The organism is Paracoccus sp. SSK6, assembly GCF_039770665.1.
GTDB lineage: Bacteria > Pseudomonadota > Alphaproteobacteria > Rhodobacterales > Rhodobacteraceae > Paracoccus.
Map to the genome: position 1 here is coordinate 21252 of NZ_JBDPNJ010000026.1, position 15977 is coordinate 37228.

The 15977-nt window shown below is 61.0% G+C and carries 19 protein-coding genes; 7 read left to right on the forward strand and 12 right to left on the reverse strand.

What is annotated here, in order from left to right:
* Positions 1 to 16: 16 nt before the first annotated feature.
* The 4 genes from soxA to soxX all read right to left on the reverse strand — a co-directional run bounded on the left by soxA (position 17) and on the right by soxX (position 2340).
* On the reverse strand, positions 17 to 880 hold the full coding sequence (gene soxA, locus AAIL68_RS14050; protein WP_347140394.1) for a sulfur oxidation c-type cytochrome SoxA: 864 nt from the start codon (positions 878 to 880) through the stop codon (positions 17 to 19).
* Between the two features lie 79 nt (positions 881 to 959).
* Positions 960 to 1289, reverse strand: coding sequence for a thiosulfate oxidation carrier complex protein SoxZ (soxZ, locus tag AAIL68_RS14055; protein ID WP_347140395.1), 330 nt, complete (start codon positions 1287 to 1289; stop codon positions 960 to 962).
* A gap of 22 nt (positions 1290 to 1311) precedes the next feature.
* Positions 1312 to 1758, reverse strand: coding sequence for a thiosulfate oxidation carrier protein SoxY (gene soxY, locus AAIL68_RS14060; RefSeq protein WP_347140396.1), 447 nt, complete (start codon positions 1756 to 1758; stop codon positions 1312 to 1314).
* Between the two features lie 54 nt (positions 1759 to 1812).
* Positions 1813 to 2340 carry a sulfur oxidation c-type cytochrome SoxX gene (gene soxX / locus AAIL68_RS14065; protein WP_347140397.1) on the reverse strand — a complete coding sequence of 176 codons (528 nt, stop codon included), beginning with the start codon at positions 2338 to 2340 and terminating at the stop codon, positions 1813 to 1815.
* Positions 2341 to 2511: 171 nt separating this feature from the next.
* Here soxX and AAIL68_RS14070 point away from each other — a divergent pair, with 171 nt between their 5' ends.
* Entirely contained in the window at positions 2512 to 2850 is a 339-nt protein-coding gene (locus AAIL68_RS14070) for a metalloregulator ArsR/SmtB family transcription factor (protein WP_347140414.1), read from the forward strand.
* Positions 2851 to 2861: 11 nt separating this feature from the next.
* Positions 2862 to 3908 (forward strand): YeeE/YedE family protein, encoded by a 1047-nt coding sequence (locus tag AAIL68_RS14075; RefSeq protein WP_347140398.1) that lies wholly within the window; start codon positions 2862 to 2864, stop codon positions 3906 to 3908.
* A 35-nt stretch (positions 3909 to 3943) separates the two neighbouring features.
* Here AAIL68_RS14075 and AAIL68_RS14080 read toward each other — a convergent pair whose 3' ends face one another.
* Both AAIL68_RS14080 and AAIL68_RS14085 read right to left on the reverse strand, forming a co-directional pair.
* Positions 3944 to 4357 (reverse strand): DUF302 domain-containing protein, encoded by a 414-nt coding sequence (locus AAIL68_RS14080; RefSeq protein ID WP_347140415.1) that lies wholly within the window; start codon positions 4355 to 4357, stop codon positions 3944 to 3946.
* 88 nt (positions 4358 to 4445) lie between these two features.
* Complete coding sequence (locus AAIL68_RS14085) at positions 4446 to 4901, reverse strand: thioredoxin family protein (protein WP_347140399.1); 456 nt, start codon at positions 4899 to 4901, stop codon at positions 4446 to 4448.
* 116 nt (positions 4902 to 5017) lie between these two features.
* Here AAIL68_RS14085 and AAIL68_RS14090 point away from each other — a divergent pair, with 116 nt between their 5' ends.
* The 4 genes from AAIL68_RS14090 to AAIL68_RS14105 are packed head-to-tail and all read left to right on the forward strand — an operon-like array spanning position 5018 to position 8236.
* The gene (locus AAIL68_RS14090) at positions 5018 to 5755 is read left to right on the forward strand and encodes a cytochrome c biogenesis CcdA family protein (RefSeq protein WP_347140400.1); all 738 of its coding nucleotides are present in this window, start codon (positions 5018 to 5020) and stop codon (positions 5753 to 5755) included.
* Positions 5752 to 6303 (forward strand): thioredoxin family protein, encoded by a 552-nt coding sequence (locus AAIL68_RS14095; RefSeq protein WP_347140401.1) that lies wholly within the window; start codon positions 5752 to 5754, stop codon positions 6301 to 6303. Before AAIL68_RS14090 ends, AAIL68_RS14095 begins: the two co-directional genes overlap by 4 nt.
* 41 nt (positions 6304 to 6344) lie before the next feature.
* Positions 6345 to 7271 (forward strand): MBL fold metallo-hydrolase, encoded by a 927-nt coding sequence (locus tag AAIL68_RS14100; RefSeq protein WP_347140402.1) that lies wholly within the window; start codon positions 6345 to 6347, stop codon positions 7269 to 7271.
* Between the two features lie 2 nt (positions 7272 to 7273).
* Positions 7274 to 8236, forward strand: coding sequence for an MBL fold metallo-hydrolase (locus AAIL68_RS14105; protein ID WP_347140404.1), 963 nt, complete (start codon positions 7274 to 7276; stop codon positions 8234 to 8236).
* Here AAIL68_RS14105 and AAIL68_RS14110 read toward each other — a convergent pair.
* From AAIL68_RS14110 to AAIL68_RS14120, 3 genes are all read right to left on the reverse strand, one after another.
* Positions 8216 to 9310 (reverse strand): YeeE/YedE family protein, encoded by a 1095-nt coding sequence (locus AAIL68_RS14110; RefSeq protein WP_347140405.1) that lies wholly within the window; start codon positions 9308 to 9310, stop codon positions 8216 to 8218. The two genes, AAIL68_RS14105 and AAIL68_RS14110, sit on opposite strands and share 21 nt — an antisense overlap.
* A 211-nt stretch (positions 9311 to 9521) precedes the next feature.
* Positions 9522 to 9977 (reverse strand): DsrE family protein, encoded by a 456-nt coding sequence (locus AAIL68_RS14115; protein WP_347140406.1) that lies wholly within the window; start codon positions 9975 to 9977, stop codon positions 9522 to 9524.
* A 187-nt stretch (positions 9978 to 10164) separates the two neighbouring features.
* Positions 10165 to 11601 carry an aminotransferase class V-fold PLP-dependent enzyme gene (locus AAIL68_RS14120; protein ID WP_347140407.1) on the reverse strand — a complete coding sequence of 479 codons (1437 nt, stop codon included), beginning with the start codon at positions 11599 to 11601 and terminating at the stop codon, positions 10165 to 10167.
* A gap of 103 nt (positions 11602 to 11704) precedes the next feature.
* Between AAIL68_RS14120 and AAIL68_RS14125 the strand changes: the two genes are divergently transcribed.
* Entirely contained in the window at positions 11705 to 12175 is a 471-nt protein-coding gene (locus AAIL68_RS14125) for an Lrp/AsnC family transcriptional regulator (protein WP_347140408.1), read from the forward strand.
* A 245-nt stretch (positions 12176 to 12420) separates the two neighbouring features.
* On the opposite strand, the gene AAIL68_RS14130 is transcribed toward AAIL68_RS14125, so the two are convergent.
* From AAIL68_RS14130 to istA, 3 genes are all read right to left on the reverse strand, one after another.
* Positions 12421 to 12864, reverse strand: coding sequence for a hypothetical protein (locus tag AAIL68_RS14130; protein WP_347140409.1), 444 nt, complete (start codon positions 12862 to 12864; stop codon positions 12421 to 12423).
* A gap of 405 nt (positions 12865 to 13269) precedes the next feature.
* A complete protein-coding gene (gene istB, locus AAIL68_RS14135) occupies positions 13270 to 14064 on the reverse strand; it encodes an IS21-like element helper ATPase IstB (RefSeq protein WP_347140410.1) in 795 nt (264 codons plus the stop codon).
* Positions 14054 to 15586, reverse strand: a complete 1533-nt coding sequence (gene istA, locus AAIL68_RS14140) for an IS21 family transposase (protein WP_347140411.1) — start codon at positions 15584 to 15586, stop codon at positions 14054 to 14056. The genes istB and istA overlap by 11 nt, the downstream gene beginning before the upstream one ends.
* Positions 15587 to 15977: the final 391 nt, after the last annotated feature.

Here is a 15977-nt window from a genome sequence, read left to right on the forward strand (position 1 = left end):
TGCCGCCGCGGCCGGTTCAGTGACGGACGGCGGGGGTCTCGACGGCCAGACCATTCCCGCGCGAGGCCACGTAAAGCTCAAGCTCGCGGAATTCTTGGCTGCCGGCTTCGAAAGGGACGCCGCGGGTGTCGCGAACGCAGCCCACGAAACGCTGATGTGTGGACACGGCGCCCTGGTCCTTCAGGCGATACAGCGGAAATCCGTTGATCTGACCTTGGCTCAGATGGTCCGAGCGAATGTTGTTGCCGAAGTTGTCCTCGTGGCAATTGGCGCAGGACATCTCCAATTGGCCATAGCGCGTGTAATACATCTCCTTGCCCTTCTCCCAGAAGGGCGCGGCCTCGCCATCGATCTCGACTGCAACTGGCATGCCCCGCGATTGCAGGCCAATGGCGGCGGTCATGTTCTTCATCTCCTGGCTGTTCCAGCCCCACGCTTCGGCGCCCATCCGGTTGGTCCGGCAGTCGTTGACGTAGTTTTCCAGCGACCAGAGTTCGCCCTTGTCGTTCACCTTGGGCATCTGGGCTCGAACGCCCTTCATGCTTTCCTCGATGTCGTTGTGGCAATCGGCACAGGACTTGTCTGCGGTGCCTTCGGGCGTACTCCACACCTCAAGGCCGGCATCGACGAACAGGAACATTGGGTTGTCGAAGTCGTCCTTTTGCATCGCGCGGGTATCGGTGTCGCGAAACAGCCAGCCCGAATAGACCGTATCGCCCAGAGCGCCCTCCAGATGATCGGGTGCAGGTGCCTGGGTCGCTAGTTCCTCTTCGCCATTGATCACGAGCTGGTCGTCTTCGACCGGATCAGCCTGAGCCGCGCTCAGGGAAAGGAGCGCCGCGAGAGCAGCCGCGACCGTCACAGTGTATTGCAGCTTCATCTTGCCGTCTCTCCTCCCTGGCGATGTCATGCCGCGCCATTCTTCCTGGTTGCGGTCATGACCGGCTTGGTATCCGCTTTCAGGACACTTCGACTTTGTGGGCATCCTCGTAGACCGAGCCATCGTCGTCATACCATGTAAACTTGAACTCGCCGGTCTCAGGCACCTTGGCATCGAATTCAAAATACGGATTGGTGCTGATCGCCGGTTCCAACGTGGTGTCCAGAACAAGCTGCCCGTTGAATTCAGCCGTGAAGCGATTGATGATCGAGCGCGGGATGACATTGCCATCCTTGTCCTTGCGCTGACCGGACTCCATCGGGTGCGAGATCAGCGTCTTGATCGTGATCACCTCATCCTTCGATGCGGTTTTCGGGACGCGGACGCGCGGTTTGACGTTCTCTGCCATGTTCCTGTTCCTTTTCTCTGGATCAGCCGCCGCAACCGCCGATGGTGACCTTCACATTCGAGGCCGTGCGCACGAAGCTGCCGTCGGCCATCTTGGCGATGGCAACGATGTCCTGCGTCTTGGCCAGGCGAATGCGCGTGGCCGCGGCTTGATTGGCAGCTAGCGGGCCAAAACTAAACTTGGCCACGCCTGGTGTGGGATTCTCCGAAGCGATCAGCAGGATTTCAGCGGCCCCCGGCGCCTCGACCGAGATCGGAACCGTGTTGCCGTTCTCGGCAATCTCGGGTGCGGTCAACTTGACGCCGTCACCTTCGGCCACATCGGCGCCGCCAGTGAACTCGGCAATCATCTCCTCGGCCGTCCGGGCGGGTGCCGTCGCCGCATCCTGAGCCCGCACGGCGATCGGGAGCATGGCCAGCCCGGCAAGGCCGGCGCTTGCGGCCAGAACTCCGCGTCGTGAAATCAGCATGTTGTCCTTCCTTCCTTGTCGCGTTCCCGGCGTCCCCGTGGAACGCGGCTGGTTTCATTCCTTGAGCGTCATCAGATAAGCCACGACATCCTCGACCTGCTGGGCCGACAGGATCGGCTGGATGTCCTCCGGCTTTTCGGGCGGTTTGGCCGTGTAGGCGATCCCGGGGCGAATGAACGGCCCCACCTTGTACATGCCGGGCATGAAGGAGTCCGGGAACGTGTGCTTGGCATCGACCACGATCCCGCGCAGCTGCGCCTCGGTCCAGCGGTCGGCGGCACCGTCGAGTTGCGGGCCGATGTTGCCCTGGAAGGGCACGTCAGGCATCGCCGCAATGGCATGGCACGCAACGCAATTGCCCAAGGCATTGGTTGTCATGATGACCATGCCTTCGTCGGGATTACCGGGCGTGCCCGTCAGGGATTCGGAAATCGACCCGTCTTCGGCCCAGGACACGTCATTCGGCAGAGTCTCTGCCATTGCTGCAGCGCCGAGGCTGGCTGCCACAACTGTCAGCACCAGGATTTTCTGCATCTGCCCTCCCAAAGGCGCGGAAGCCACACTCCCTTGCGACTCACGCATCCATCACTTTAGGGTCTTTGACACCGGAAGCAATGATTATATTGCAATAAGTGAATACTTGGTGAAACATCGGCCAACAGGCCGTGCTGCGGACGAAGGACACCAATGAGCGGATCGGACAGCCTCGCGCGCTCTGGCTTGGGAAAACTGCTGTTCGGCAGAATGGACACCATGCTCTCAAGCCCATCCACCGCGCAGACAGATTCAACGGCGCGCTCCGCCGTGATCGAGGAAGCCGCCAACGTCTTCAAGGCCTTGGGTCACGAAGGTCGGTTTCTCATCCTGTGCCATCTGGCGCAGGGTCCGAAGAGTGTCGGCGAACTTGAAGGCATGCTGGACGCGCGGCAGTCGGCGGTCAGCCAGCAGCTTGCGCGACTGCGGATCGAAGGGCTTGTCACAGCGCGCCGCGATGGAAAGACGATCTTTTACTCGCTCAAGGACCCGCGCATCGGCGAATTGCTGATCTGTTATGCGCGAATCTTCGGCAATGAAGATCGTCGGGACCTTTGATTGACACAACCATGACAGCGGACATCGCGGCAGGATTGCAGGCCGGAACTGTCGGGCTCGGCGTCGGAATGCTTCTGGGCCTTTGCGCGCGGTTGGGCGATTTCTGCACCTTGGGCGCCCTTGAAACCGCCCTCATCGGCCGAGACTTCCGCCGCGTCCACATCTGGAGTCTGGCCCTTGGCGTGGCCATCCTGTCGACACATCTGGCCGATGCCGCAGGCCTGATCGACGTTGGCCGAAGCCTTTATCACAGCATCGCCTGGAACCCGGTGGCGAGTATCGCTGGTGGTCTGCTGTTTGGCTATGGCATGGCAATGGCAGGCAACTGCGGTTTCGGTGCCTTGGTCCGGGCTGGCGACGGCGACATCCGGTCGGTGCTGATCGTGGTCGTTCTGGGTATTGCCACCTACGCGACGCTTGCAGGGCCGCTGGCGCCCCTGCGCGTCTTCGTATTCCCCCAAACAGAACAAACTGGGCGATTTGGAATGGGTGAGACCTTCGCGGCCATGAGCGGTCTTGAACCCGCCTGGCTGGCCGCCGCCTTTGGCCTCTCCTTGATAGCAGTGGGCTTGCGCCATCCGCAGGTACGCCATTCGGCTGTCACGATCGTCTGCGCAGCAGGAGTGGGATTGTCGGTCGTGCTGGCCTTCATCGGCACGACAGAGGTTGCGCGACACAGCATGGACGCCGTTCTGATCGAAGGCCCGTCCTATACCGCCCCCGTCGGGCGGACGATCCTTTATCTGATGACCGCGACCGGAACGCTTCCCTCCTTTTCCGTCGGGCTGGTGTCAGGCACGCTTGCCGGTGCGATTGGCGGATCAATATGGCGACGCAGCTTCCGGTGGGAAGCTTGCGACGATCCACGTGAACTGGGCCGCCAGTTGGGCGGTGCCATCATGATGGGGATCGGCGGGGTCATTGCAATGGGTTGCACCATTGGCCAGGGACTGACCGCCACCGCCCTGCTGGTTTGGTCGGGCCCTGTAACCTTGATGGCAATCGCCGCAGGGGCTTGGGTGGGCCTGCAGCGACTGCTGTTGTCCGAGGATTTATAGCCCAAGCAGGCTCGTGGCTGCAGAACCTTCGGAACCTATTCCGTGCCGGTATCGACCAGCTTGGTCAGCATCTCGTTGACCGGCTGCATCGTCTCGCCCGGGTAAGTGCGGTGACCGACAACAATCTTGCCCGGCTCGTCCGCAGTCTCATAGACAAAGATGCTATAGGGGCAGTGCTGGATATTGGCCGGATCGGCCTCCATCACCTCGCGGGATACCTTCGCGGAACAAAAGCTGAAGACATCAGCCTGGGTGAACAGATCCTTGGCGCCGCCCACATCTTCCTTGGTGCGCGCCAGCATCTCGCCCACATGGCTTGTCAGATCGATCACCAGGCCCTCGTTCGTGATCGCCTGTTCCACAGCGAACGCCACGTCCTCGAACGACCCTTTCACCGTACGGACATAGGAACTGCCAGTCTCGCCTGACGAGGCCGCATCCTGAGCCATCGCCTGCGCGGAAGGCAGGGAGAGAACCAGAAACGCAGCGCAGGTCCTGAGAATTGCCATCTTGGTCATCAGTTCGTTTCTCCTGCTTTCATGGGGCATGGGAGGTTATGGGTTTTGCCGGATCAGAAGGGGTGTTGGCTGCATCGGATACCGTTGGCCAGCCAGCATCGCGCAGAAGGCGGTCGAGCAGGACCCAGAAGAATTCATCGCCCGCATAGCCTTCGATACGGCCCACCTCGATCCCATCGGACAACAACACAAAGGTTGGCGTAAAAGCCGGAGACCGCCCGGTCAGCGTCACGCCCGAGGGAAGCGGGGCCTTGATGTCCAGGCGTTGCAGCGGCGCGGCCTGCCCCTCTGCCGTCTTGGGATAGGCGGGACCAATCTCCTCGTTCCACTGCCGGCAATAGCTGCATCCGTCACGTTCGAACATCAGAAGCTGGAACTGTCCGGCATAGGCCCCAGCCGCCATTGCGCACAGCACAACCAAGGCCGCAAGCAGGGAGGCAAGTCGAGACCAAGACGGATGCAGCTTGAGAACCATGGGGAACCGCATTGACGGACGGCGATACGTATTCCAATATGATGATATAACTGTGTCAATGCAAGCTTGGTGGTAAGGGGCGCCTCGATCCACTCGGACCTGTCGGAAGGTTGCCGATGCCCGAAATCTCGTTTGGCGGCGCTGCCGTTGCAGGACTGCTATCATTCCTGTCGCCGTGCATCCTGCCCATGGTGCCCTTCTACCTGTGCTATCTGGCAGGGGTTTCCATTGGCGAATTGCGCGGGTCGCAGGGCATGGACCCTGGCGCGCAGCGTCGGCTGGTGCTGGGGGCGATCGCGTTTTCCTTGGGCGTGACGACGATCTTCGTGATGCTGGGTCTGGGGGCCACGGCCGTGGGATCGGCCTTTTCTCAGTGGCGGACCGAGCTGTCTTGGCTTGCGGCGACGATCCTTGGGCTGTTCGGCCTGCATTTCCTGGGCCTCGTGCGTATCCCGTTTCTCTACCGTCAGGCGCGGATCGAATCTTCGGGCGATCCGGCGACGCTGGTGGGGGCTTATACCATGGGGCTGGCTTTCGGGTTCGGCTGGACACCCTGCGCGGGACCGGCTCTTGCGGCAATCCTGTTCGTTGCCTCGGCGCAGGACAGCTTATGGCACGGGGCGGCCCTGCTGCTGGTCTACGGCCTTGCGATGACTATTCCCTTTGTCCTCATATCGTTCTTCGCACGGCCCTTCATTGCCTGGGTTGCGCGCCATCAACGCATCCTGGGCCTGGTCGAAAGAACCATGGGGGTTATGCTGATCCTGTTCGCGGTCCTTATCGCCACGGACGGCGTAAACCGGATCGCCGCCGTCATGGTGGACAACATGGATTGGAGTGCAACAACGCGATGACACGGTTTCATCTTGCCCTGGGCTTCGTCCTTCCGCTTTTCGCCTTGCCCGCCCTAGCGGGGCCGGTTCCTTTGGGCGACGACGGCCTTCACAAGCCCGATTGGCTGAAGAACAGCTTCAAGGTTCTTGCCGAAGACAATCAGGAGGCCGCCGACGCAGGCCGCCACCTGCTGCTGATCGTCGAACAGCGCGGCTGCATCTATTGCGCCCGGCTTCACAACGAGGTTCTCACCGACCCGCGCATCGACCGCCTGATCCGTGATCATTTCGATGTGGTGCAGGTCGATCTGTTCGGCGGAACCGAACTGACCGACACCGATGGCGAGGTCCTAAGCGAAAAGCGCGCTGCCGCGAAATGGGACGTGCCGCTGACGCCGACGCTGATCCTGCTGCCCGCTGCCCTGCCCGCCGACGCTGACGCTGCCCGCGCTGCCATGGCGGTCATTCCCGGCGTCATGGACGCCGATGACACGCTGGAGGTGCTGGAATGGGCGGCAGCAGGCGGACCCGAAACAGGCCGCGACATCCGGGACGTGCTGTCCCAGTGAACAAGCCCGACCCGCATTGATGCCTGACAGGAAGGAACGCCATGCAGATTGCCCGCCGAGTTTTTCTGACCCGCACCGCCGCAGCACTCTCGGCCGTGGTGCTGCCATTCGCGCCGCTGCGTGGCTGGGCCGTGACCACACTTACCGCAGGCGCCCTGCGCATCGACAGCGTGTCAGACGGCCATATCGAATTTCCGCCCGACTTTGCCTTCGCCATGATCCCCGAGGACCAGCGAAGCGATCTTCTGCGCAGCCTGGACATCGACCCAGAGGCCGTTGTGAAAAGCCCGCTGAACGTCACCCTGTTGCGCCACGGGGACCGCGTGGTGCTGTTCGACGTAGGTTCGGGGCCTGATTTCGTGCCGACGGCCGGCCGGCTGGTTGAAGCCCTTTCCACCATCGACGTCTCGCCCGAGGACGTGACCGACGTGATCTTCACCCATGGACACCCCGATCATCTATGGGGTGTTTTGGATGATTTCGACGAACCCTTGTTCCCCAATGCGGCGCTGAAGATGGGCCAGGTCGAATTCAACTACTGGACGGACCCAGCGACCATCGACACCATCGGTGAGGAACGCCAGTCCTTTGCGGCGGGCGCCATGCGCCGCCTGACCGTGATCGGCGATCTTGTGGAACGGTTTGACGATGGGGCCGAGGTGCTGCCGGGCATCCGCGCCGTAGCAACCCCTGGCCATACGCCAGGCCACATGTCCTTTGAGATCGGCACTCCGGACCAGGGCGCGTTCGTGACGGGTGACTTCGTCACCTCCCTTGCTGGCTTCGTCCGGCCCGATCTGGGAACGGCAACCGATCACGACCTGGCTCTTGCTGCGCAGACACGCCAAGCGATGCTTGCGCGGCTGGCTGACGAAGGCTGGATGATCCTGGGCTATCACCTGCCCCATGGCGGCATCGGTCGGGTCCGGCGCGAGGGCGAGGCGTTTACCTTTGAAAGCGAGGCATGAAGATGCGTTTTGCTGGACGCGTATTGGCGGCCGCGATGGTGATGGCGGTAAAGGCGACCCTGGCGCAGGCCGAGGATACGCCCGACAAGTATCCCGACTCGGTCCTCTACAGCCCACCGGTCAAGGTGGCAGAAGGCGTCTACAGCGCCATCGGTGCGACGCAGCCGCCGACCTATGAGAACGCAGGCCATAACAACAACCTGTCCTTCATCATGACATCGGACGGGGTTGTGGTGGTCAACGGCGGCGCGTCGTGGAAGCTGGCCGAGGCACTGCACGCCGAAATCCGCAAGATTACCGACCAGCCGGTCAAGCTGGTCATCAACGAAAACGGCCAAGGCCATTCGATGCTGGGCAACAGCTATTGGGCTGCAGAGGGCGTTCCCATCCTGGCACAAGAAGAAGCGGCAGCAGAGTTCCTCGACACCGAGGGCCCGCGCGGGCTCGAGGCTCTAAAATCCTATGCCAGGGAAAACGCCGAAGGCACAAGCATCGTCGAGCCGACGGAAACCTTCACGGACCGCAAGGACATTCAGATGGGCGACAGGCGGATCGAGGTGCTGCACCTCGGCCCTGCGCATTCGCCCGGTGACACGCAGGTCTGGCTGCCTGACAGCAAGGTGCTGATTGCGGGCGACATCGCATTTTCCGAACGCATGCCGCCGATCTTCGAAGGCACCTGCACCCTGTGCTGGATCGAAACCTTCGAAACCAAGCTGGAACCGCTGGGGGCCGAAGTCATCGTTCCCGGCCACGGCGCACCCACCGATCTTGCCACCGTGCGGCACGCGACCGTTGATTACCTCAAGGATCTGCGGGGGAAGATCGCGGACCATCTGGATGCCGGGGGCGATCTGTCGCAGGCGTACTACGTGGATCAGTCCCAATGGGACTGGATGGACACCTTTGACGAACTCGCCACGAAAAATGCCGGAGTGGTGTTTTCAGAGATGGAGTTTGAATGATCGGGGGCTAGGTTGATCGCGCCCCTCCTCGCGCCGCTGATCGACCAGGCGATCAGTAATCATCCCGCCGATCCACATCGAGAACAGGGCGATCCAGGCCGTCAAAGCCATGACCGACGTGCCAGATACCCCGTTGCCGATAGAACAGCCCCCCGCCAGCATTCCTCCAAAGCCCATCATCACGGCGCCCACCATGGCGCGGCGGGTCTGGGCAGCGCTTTCAAAGCTCTGGAACCGCAGGACCCCTGCGACCCATGCCGCCAGAAACGAGCCGATGAAGACCCCCGGCACCAAGCCGACGTCGAAGCTCCAACCCTCGAACGGCACCAGCATGGCCATTAGCGTATTGGCCGATGGGCCGGTGAAGGTCACGGATGTGACTGAAACAGGATCAAAGGCAACCTGCGAAAGGCTGTAGGTCAGGAAATAGCCGATCGCGACGGTAACGCCCACTCCCGCGCCGAAGATCAGGATACCCGCCGAGATCCGGTTCCGCCAAGCCAGGAACAACGCAAGTGCCGCACACAAGGCTCCGACCAGAAGAGCGCCCCATTCTGGCAGACCCAGCCCCGCAGACAGGTCGATGTTGCGCCCATCGGGCGTGGTCCACAACTGGGCAAGCTGGGTGCGCACCCCTGAAAGCCAGCCGTGTAGCGTCATTTGCGCCGTTACGGCAAACAGCAGCCCGCTGAGGATCGAACGCAGGTTGCCGGTCGCCGCTAGAACCAGAAGGCGCCCAGGACAACCCCGCGCAAGGATCATTCCGGCTCCGAAGATCAGCCCGCCGATGATCGCGCCGCTGATGCTGCCGGTAACGGACATCATCCGCGCAGCGTCGGTGTCTATGTAGCCTTGGAGCCGGGCCGCCTGCACCCAGATCACCGCCGAAGAAAATGCCAGCAGCCACACAGCCATGCGCGGGCCAAGCCTGCCATGGGCAAATTCGACGGTGGCCGCGCGCAAGCAGAAGGCAGACCGCTCTGCCGCGACTCCGAAGAAGATCCCCACCAGCAATCCCATCAGTGCTGCCGTGGGGAGGTCCCCGAGTGTGTCCGTGATGGGCGATAGATCCATGGCCTATCTTCCTGCCGAATTGCAACGCGTGTTGGTCAGAGGTGAAAGAGATTGCTCACAAGATCATCGACGCTCAGGGGTCGTAAACCGAGAAGATGACCCCTGCATCAAGGAAATACAGATCAACGATCTTTAGGAAACTGGCTGTCGGAGGTTGAGGATCTGGCAACAGGTCAGCGCCGGGCCCTTAACCTCAGAGTGCAGAACGCTCCTATGGCTTGATATAGACAAAGCCTTCCAACTGGAGCTTGGCAATCTCGGCTACTCCAGAAGGCACGATATCTTCTGGCCAAACGTCAAACAAATCCTGTTCCGGATCAATGTCGCGGCCCACCAGAGTGTTGTTACAGACTAGAAAACGAACCCCGTCGTTCTTCAATGATACAATCAAACCCTGCAATTGTTGATTGTCCTTGGCAGCTTGCAATAGCCCGACCCCGTCACCATGCATCACCACTCGAAGGTCGATGTTTGCCTTACCGACTGCCTCGAGGTGATTGCGCATGTTGTTCAGCGCACCTTTGTAAGCGCTGCCATCGTCACCGCCGGCCAGATTGATGTGATAGATGACCTTCTGCGCGGCATAACCGTCTTGCGCTCGAACGGGATCTCCGGCTGCGACCCAGAATGCCACGGCCGTCATGATGATGAGACGGATAAAACGCATGCCGTTCCTCCCACAATAGAAAGACATTCTGTGCAGCTGTTGGTTGAACATGCAAGTATGCAAATACTTTCATTTGAAACTCCCTAAGAAACGACAGGAGAAAAGCTGCGACCTGACCTGCCTTATCTTCAGAAACACCGAGAGGCGGACAGAATGTGATCTCTTGCTGGGCCCAGTTGGCGACGTTTCATGCAAGCGCCATCCCCGAGACCGGCGAAAAGATCGCACTTGTTCGATCGCCCTGATAGTGTCGCGCGAGGTCGGAAGCGTCACGCGACAGCTCGCTGACGCTGTCCAGCACCACCTGCACCTTGCCGTCAGTCATCAGGGGGGACAGGTTAAGGCGGACAAAGCCGGGCTTTTCGATCTCGTTTCCCGACAGGATTGCCTGCCGTATCCGGTCCGACGCTTCCTCATCGATCCCTAGCAGTCGATGAACATAAGGTCCCGCGCAGGCGCAGCCACCGCGGACCTGGATGCCGTAGCGGTCTGACAGAAGCCGGGTGATCAGCTGGTGATGGATATGCCCGCCCTGCCCATCGCGGATCCGAAAGGAGAAAATCGGCAGCCGCGGTCGGTTGGTGGGGCCGAGAAGCTCGATCCGCGGCTGACGGGACCAAGCACCCTGAGCGCGGCGAGTCATCGCGGCACCGCGTTCGGCCATAAAATCGGTGCCAATGCGGTCCTTGACCAGGAAGGCAAGGGCTGCGCGCAAGTCACCGACGACGTTTGGCGTGCCTGCCTCCTCGCGCGCTTCGATCCGCTGGCTGTAGTCGTGCCTGCCCGGAGACACAAAGCGAACGGTCCCGCCGCCGGGGCAGCTGGGTCGGTCGGTTATCACAGCGTCGCGCCGCAGGATCATCACGCCGGACGCGCCGGGACCGCCCGCGAACTTGTGCGGCGAGACGACGATGGCATCCAGATCGGCATCCGGCGCCGGAGACATGTGAATTGGCAGATAGGGGCCGCCCCCGGCATAGTCCCATACGATCCGCGCCCCGGCGGCCTTTGCTTGCCGCGTCAGAGAAACGACATCAGCGAGTTCACCAGTGATATTTGACGCGGCCGAGAAGGAGCAGATAACTCGTCGCCCTGCCGCATCCGCCAAGGCCTCGGCCAAAGCGGCACGGTCGGGACCTCCCGCGAGATCTTCGCCCAGTTCGATCACTTCGGCGCCGCTTTCACGCCAAGGCAGCAGGTTCGAATGATGCTCATAGGGCCCCAGGATCACTCGTGTGCCAGGTCCTGCCCCGAGTAGCGTGACCAGCCGGTTCACCCCCGCCGTAGCCCCTGCCCCGCAGAAGATCACCGCGTGATCCGGCCCCGCGCCGCAAGCCCGCGCGATGACTGCCCGCGCCGCGCGCCGCATCCCCGTCATCCTCGCGCCGCAGAACGATGCTTCGGTATGGCTGTTTGCGTAGAAGGGCCAGACATGGTCCATTACGAAGGTTTCGACCTGCCGCAGTGCTCGGCCCGAAGCGGTATAATCGGCATAAAGTAGAGGTTTTGGGCCAAATGGCCCCCCAATCATTGCTCCCTCACCGATCAAGCCGTCGCGGAGGGCTGCAACTGGATCGGCAGCATCGAGTTCGGCAAGAAAGGGGGCGAACGGGTCTTCGGTCATGGCAGGTCTCCATTAGGCATCGCGAAGATAGACCAACATGCGCCAATCAATTTCTCTCAATTTGCGGTAAATGAAGCCTAGGTTCGATCATATGAACGGTAGAATGAGCAGTTTTGATATAATTGACCTCCGCATTCTAACCACTCTGCAGCGCGACTCTTCGTTGTCGCAGCGCGAGGTCGCAGAGCGCGTTGGGCTGTCGCAGAACGCGTGCTGGCGGCGCATCCAAGCCCTGCAGGCAGCGGGCATCCTGGCCGGCTCACAGGCCCGATTGGACCTGGCGGCCCTGGGCTTGGACCTAGTTGTCTTTGTGATGATCCGCACCCGGCATCATTCCCGCGAGTGGATCGACCGGTTCTCGCGCCACGTGCAAGGCCTGCCCGAGGTGATCGACTTCAACCGCATCGGCGGCGAATGGGACTACCTTCTGAAGATCGTCACGCCAGGCATGGCAGGCTATGATCGCTTCTATCAAAAACTGATCGACGGCTTTGAGTTCGACAAGGTGACTGGCCTCTTCTCAATGGAGCAGATCCTCGACAACCGCCCCACCGACCTCAATCGGATGCTCTAGCGTGTTAGGTCCAGTCTAGAAGGACCTTGCCGCTGGACTTGGCGCGCATGTCTCTAATCCTGGTGCAGCAATGGCTGAAAGATTCTCAGAAAACAAAGGCGTTCCCAGCCAGCATTACGGGTGTTATGGATCTGTCATCAAGTCTCCCTGCCGTTTGGACAACGAACATGCTACAAGCATTTTCTTGTCTCGCAGTTCCTTGGCCAAGCGCGCTTTGTGTAGTCCCCAGGTATCTCCCCGCCCCGCTATCGCCCTAGCTGCTGGAGAACGCCGTCCAAAATCGCCTCCATTCTGACTCCTGGTGACGTCCCTTGATCCTTCTCCTCTAGCATGAGGCAAAGAGTCTCGCGGTCTATACTAAGCATCAGCTTTCCGGCGTCTCGCAGCGCGCCTTGAGCGGCTTTCTCCGCTGCTTCGGTGAGGCCGGCGGGTGATACGATAATCGCGCTCGCCCGCAAAGCACGAGGGAAGAGATACTTTTCGGTTACATGGATAAGGTTGGATTTGAGCGGCTTCTCATAATTCTTAAACTCGAAGATGACGTAGCGGCTGTAGAAGTGCTCGATGAGCATGCGGCTAAAGACGTCGGTCCCTTTTACCTTTGCAATCACGTCGAAGCGGCTGGTGTCCCCACCAACGTCCTCTTGATCCCGCCAATTGTAAAAGTGCTCCTCGAAAAGATACTGCATGGCTTCGTAGCAAACGATTTCGAATAGACGCCAAGCGGTACCTTTTCGTCCAGCACTTGTTGCTACTGAGCTCCCTCGTCCGGGCGGAATCGATCGGAGTTCAGCGGCGAGTTGGGCGCCACGTCCTTTCGAAGCGGAAACCCTATCAATGTTTTCATGAGCCGCTGCCTTGCTAGCACTACTGTCCTCTCGTGCAGTTCTCAAACGAGTAAGCAGGGTGGACGCGTCCGAGGACAGGAAGCTGAGCCCGTCGTCGAAGACTCCGAGCGCGGAGCTGAGCTCCCGGTCCATCTCGACCAATTCGCTTACCAATTCAGGGAAAGGCGATGAGAGTGTTAATTTCCACCCAGAAGTGACCCAGGTTTTCCATCGAGAACTGACCCACCTTTGATTATGGTTTTGGGGTCATTCAGTGGTCAAGGCGTGATTGTTCTCCTTCTTTTGGCGCGCTGCGGCGGCTGAACTGGCCTTGAAGCGGAAGCTGTCGTTTCCGGTTTCCAGGATGTGGCAGCGATGGGTGAGCCGGTCGAGCAATGCGGTGGTCATCTTGGCATCGCCGAACACTGTGGCCCATTCGCTGAAGCTGAGGTTGGTGGTGATGATGACGCTGGTCCGCTCATAGAGCTTGCTCAGCAGATGGAAGAGCAGCGCCCCGCCCGAGGCGCTGAAGGGCAGGTATCCCAGCTCATCGAGGATCACGAGATCGAGGCGGGTCAGGCTTTCGGCGATCTGCCCGGCCTTGCCCTTGGCCTTCTCCTGTTCGAGGGCGTTGACCAGTTCAATGGTGGAGAAGAAGCGGACCTTGCGGCGGTGGTGCTCGATGGCCTGGACGCCGAGGGCGGTTGCGATGTGGGTCTTCCCCGTGCCCGGGCCGCCGATCAGGACGATGTTCTGGGCCCCGTCCATGAACTCGCAGCGGTGGAGTTGCCGGACTGTGGCTTCGTTGATCTCGCTGGCGGCGAAGTCGAAGCCTGAGAGGTCCTTGTATGCCGGGAAGCGTGCGGCCTTCATGTGATAGGCGATGGAGCGGACCTCGCGCTCGGCCAGTTCGGCTTTCAGCAGTTGAGACAGGATCGGCACGGCTGCATCAAAGGCCGGCGCCCCTTGCTCGATCAGGTCCGTCACGGCCTGCGCCATGCCATGCATCTTCAGGCTGCGAAGCATGATGACGATGGCGCCGCTGGCAGGATCATGACGCATGACGGCCTCCTGCAGCTTGGGTGCGCAGGCCGTCGTAGCGTTCGACATTGGCCTTTGGCTCGCGGCGCAGGGCCAGGGCCTGCGGAGTATCAAGGGGCGGCCCGCCAATGACCTTGCCATCGACCAGCCGGTGCAACAGGTTCAGCACATGGGTCTTGGTCGCCACGCCCTCGGCCAGGGCCAACTCCACAGCCGTCAGCACGGCCTGTTCGTCGTGCTGGAGAACCAGGGCAAGGATGTCGACCATCTCCCGATCGCCGCCGGGCTTGCGCAGCATCTGCTCCTGCAACTGCCGGAAGGCAGGCGGCAGTTCCGCAAATGGAGCTCCGTTCCTGAGAGCCCCGGGCTTGCGCTGGAGAACGGCAAGATAATGCCGCCAGTCATAGATCGTCCGCGGTGGCAGCTTGTGGCTGCGCTGGATGATGCGGCCATGCTCGCACAGGATGTTGCCCTCGGCCGCCACGACCAGCCGGTCCGGATAGATCCGCAGGCTGACAGGCCGGTTCGCGAATGACGCCGGAACGCTATAGCGATTGCGCTCGAAGCTGATCAGGCAGGTGGGCGAGACACGCTTACTGAGCTCGATGAAGCCGTCGAAGGCCGGCGGCAACGGCATCAATGCGGCCCGCTCCTCAGCCCAGACATCGGCAATCGTGCCCGGCAGCGTGCCGTGCGGGGTCTCTTGCCACACCTCCAGGCAGCGCTGTTCCAGCCAGGCATTCATCGTGGCAAGGTCGGGAAAGCCCGGCATCCCCTGCAAGACCTGATGGCGGGAGTCCTGAACATTCTTCTCGACCTGTCCCTTCTCCCAACCCGCTGCCGGATTGCAAAACTCCGGTTCGAAGACATAGTGGTTGGCCATGGCGAGGAAGCGGAGGTTGACCTGCCGCTCCTTGCCACGGCCCACACGATCCACTGCCGTCTTCATGTTGTCGTAAATGCCGCGTTCAGGCACGCCGCCGAACACACGGAACGCGTGCCAGTGGGCATCGAACAGCATCTCGTGGGTCTGCAGGGGGTAGGCGCGCAACAGGAAGGCCCGGCTGTGCGACAGCTTGATATGCGCCATCTGAAGCTTGGTGCGCTCGTCGGTCAGATGCCCGTAGTCTTCGCTCCAGTCGAACTGGAAGGCCTCTCCCGGTCGGAAAGACAGCGGAACGAAGGTGCCGCGGCCCGTGGTCTGTTGCTCGCGCTGGCGATCTGTCCGCCAGTCCCGCGCAAAGGCCGCAACCCGGTTGTAGGAGCCGGTGAAGCCGAGCGCCACGAGATCGGCATGCATCTGCTTCAGCGTCCGCCGCTGCTTGCGCGACTTGCCGGCCTCCGTCTTCAACCAGCCGGCCAGCTTCTCGGCGAAAGGATCAAGCTTGCTTGGCCGATCCGGCGTGGCAAAGGACGGCTCGATCGCTCCTGAGTTCAGATACTTCTTGATCGTATTGCGCGACAGGCCGGTGCGACGCGCGATCTCGCGGATTGGCAACTTCTCCCGCAGCCGCAGCTTCCGGATCACGTTCAAAAGTCCCATGTGGATCACTCCGTAAACCCCCTAAGCTCTCCGCGTCGGGGAAGGGTCACATGGGTCAAATCTCAATGGAAATTAGAGGCCTGCCTGGGTCACTTCTGGGTGGAAATCAACAATCAGAAAACAAAAGCCCTTCTTAGGGCGCGCCTAGAAATCGCAGCTGAAGAGAGGATGGCACGCGCTCTCAGCCACGAGAGCTCTTGACTAGAACATAATCCTTGCCGGTCCTTGCCGATACGTCAGTTGAGGTGTCAACTCAACGACCGTGGCAATTAGCGGCTTTTCATCCTCATCAGCGGTCGGCTCGGGGTCGATCGTGTACCCTCTGGTTCAGCCCGCATCGCCCGCATAGTCCCAGTCCTGGCTCTTCAGCTGACCGGTCTGTTGGAAGTAC

Bases quoted from the DNA above. Each gene is read 5' to 3' on its own strand.
- soxA (WP_347140394.1), bottom strand. From the start codon at position 880: ATGAAGCTGCAATACACTGTGACGGTCGCGGCTGCTCTCGCGGCGCTC.
- soxZ (WP_347140395.1), bottom strand. From the start codon at position 1,289: ATGGCAGAGAACGTCAAACCGCGCGTCCGCGTCCCGAAAACCGCATCG.
- soxY (WP_347140396.1), bottom strand. From the start codon at position 1,758: ATGCTGATTTCACGACGCGGAGTTCTGGCCGCAAGCGCCGGCCTTGCC.
- soxX (WP_347140397.1), bottom strand. From the start codon at position 2,340: ATGCGTGAGTCGCAAGGGAGTGTGGCTTCCGCGCCTTTGGGAGGGCAG.
- AAIL68_RS14070 (WP_347140414.1), top strand. From the start codon at position 2,512: ATGCTCTCAAGCCCATCCACCGCGCAGACAGATTCAACGGCGCGCTCC.
- AAIL68_RS14075 (WP_347140398.1), top strand. From the start codon at position 2,862: ATGACAGCGGACATCGCGGCAGGATTGCAGGCCGGAACTGTCGGGCTC.
- AAIL68_RS14080 (WP_347140415.1), bottom strand. From the start codon at position 4,357: ATGGCTCAGGATGCGGCCTCGTCAGGCGAGACTGGCAGTTCCTATGTC.
- AAIL68_RS14085 (WP_347140399.1), bottom strand. From the start codon at position 4,901: ATGGTTCTCAAGCTGCATCCGTCTTGGTCTCGACTTGCCTCCCTGCTT.
- AAIL68_RS14090 (WP_347140400.1), top strand. From the start codon at position 5,018: ATGCCCGAAATCTCGTTTGGCGGCGCTGCCGTTGCAGGACTGCTATCA.
- AAIL68_RS14095 (WP_347140401.1), top strand. From the start codon at position 5,752: ATGACACGGTTTCATCTTGCCCTGGGCTTCGTCCTTCCGCTTTTCGCC.
- AAIL68_RS14100 (WP_347140402.1), top strand. From the start codon at position 6,345: ATGCAGATTGCCCGCCGAGTTTTTCTGACCCGCACCGCCGCAGCACTC.
- AAIL68_RS14105 (WP_347140404.1), top strand. From the start codon at position 7,274: ATGCGTTTTGCTGGACGCGTATTGGCGGCCGCGATGGTGATGGCGGTA.
- AAIL68_RS14110 (WP_347140405.1), bottom strand. From the start codon at position 9,310: ATGGATCTATCGCCCATCACGGACACACTCGGGGACCTCCCCACGGCA.
- AAIL68_RS14115 (WP_347140406.1), bottom strand. From the start codon at position 9,977: ATGCGTTTTATCCGTCTCATCATCATGACGGCCGTGGCATTCTGGGTC.
- AAIL68_RS14120 (WP_347140407.1), bottom strand. From the start codon at position 11,601: ATGACCGAAGACCCGTTCGCCCCCTTTCTTGCCGAACTCGATGCTGCC.
- AAIL68_RS14125 (WP_347140408.1), top strand. From the start codon at position 11,705: ATGAGCAGTTTTGATATAATTGACCTCCGCATTCTAACCACTCTGCAG.
- AAIL68_RS14130 (WP_347140409.1), bottom strand. From the start codon at position 12,864: ATGCAGTATCTTTTCGAGGAGCACTTTTACAATTGGCGGGATCAAGAG.
- istB (WP_347140410.1), bottom strand. From the start codon at position 14,064: ATGCGTCATGATCCTGCCAGCGGCGCCATCGTCATCATGCTTCGCAGC.
- istA (WP_347140411.1), bottom strand. From the start codon at position 15,586: ATGGGACTTTTGAACGTGATCCGGAAGCTGCGGCTGCGGGAGAAGTTG.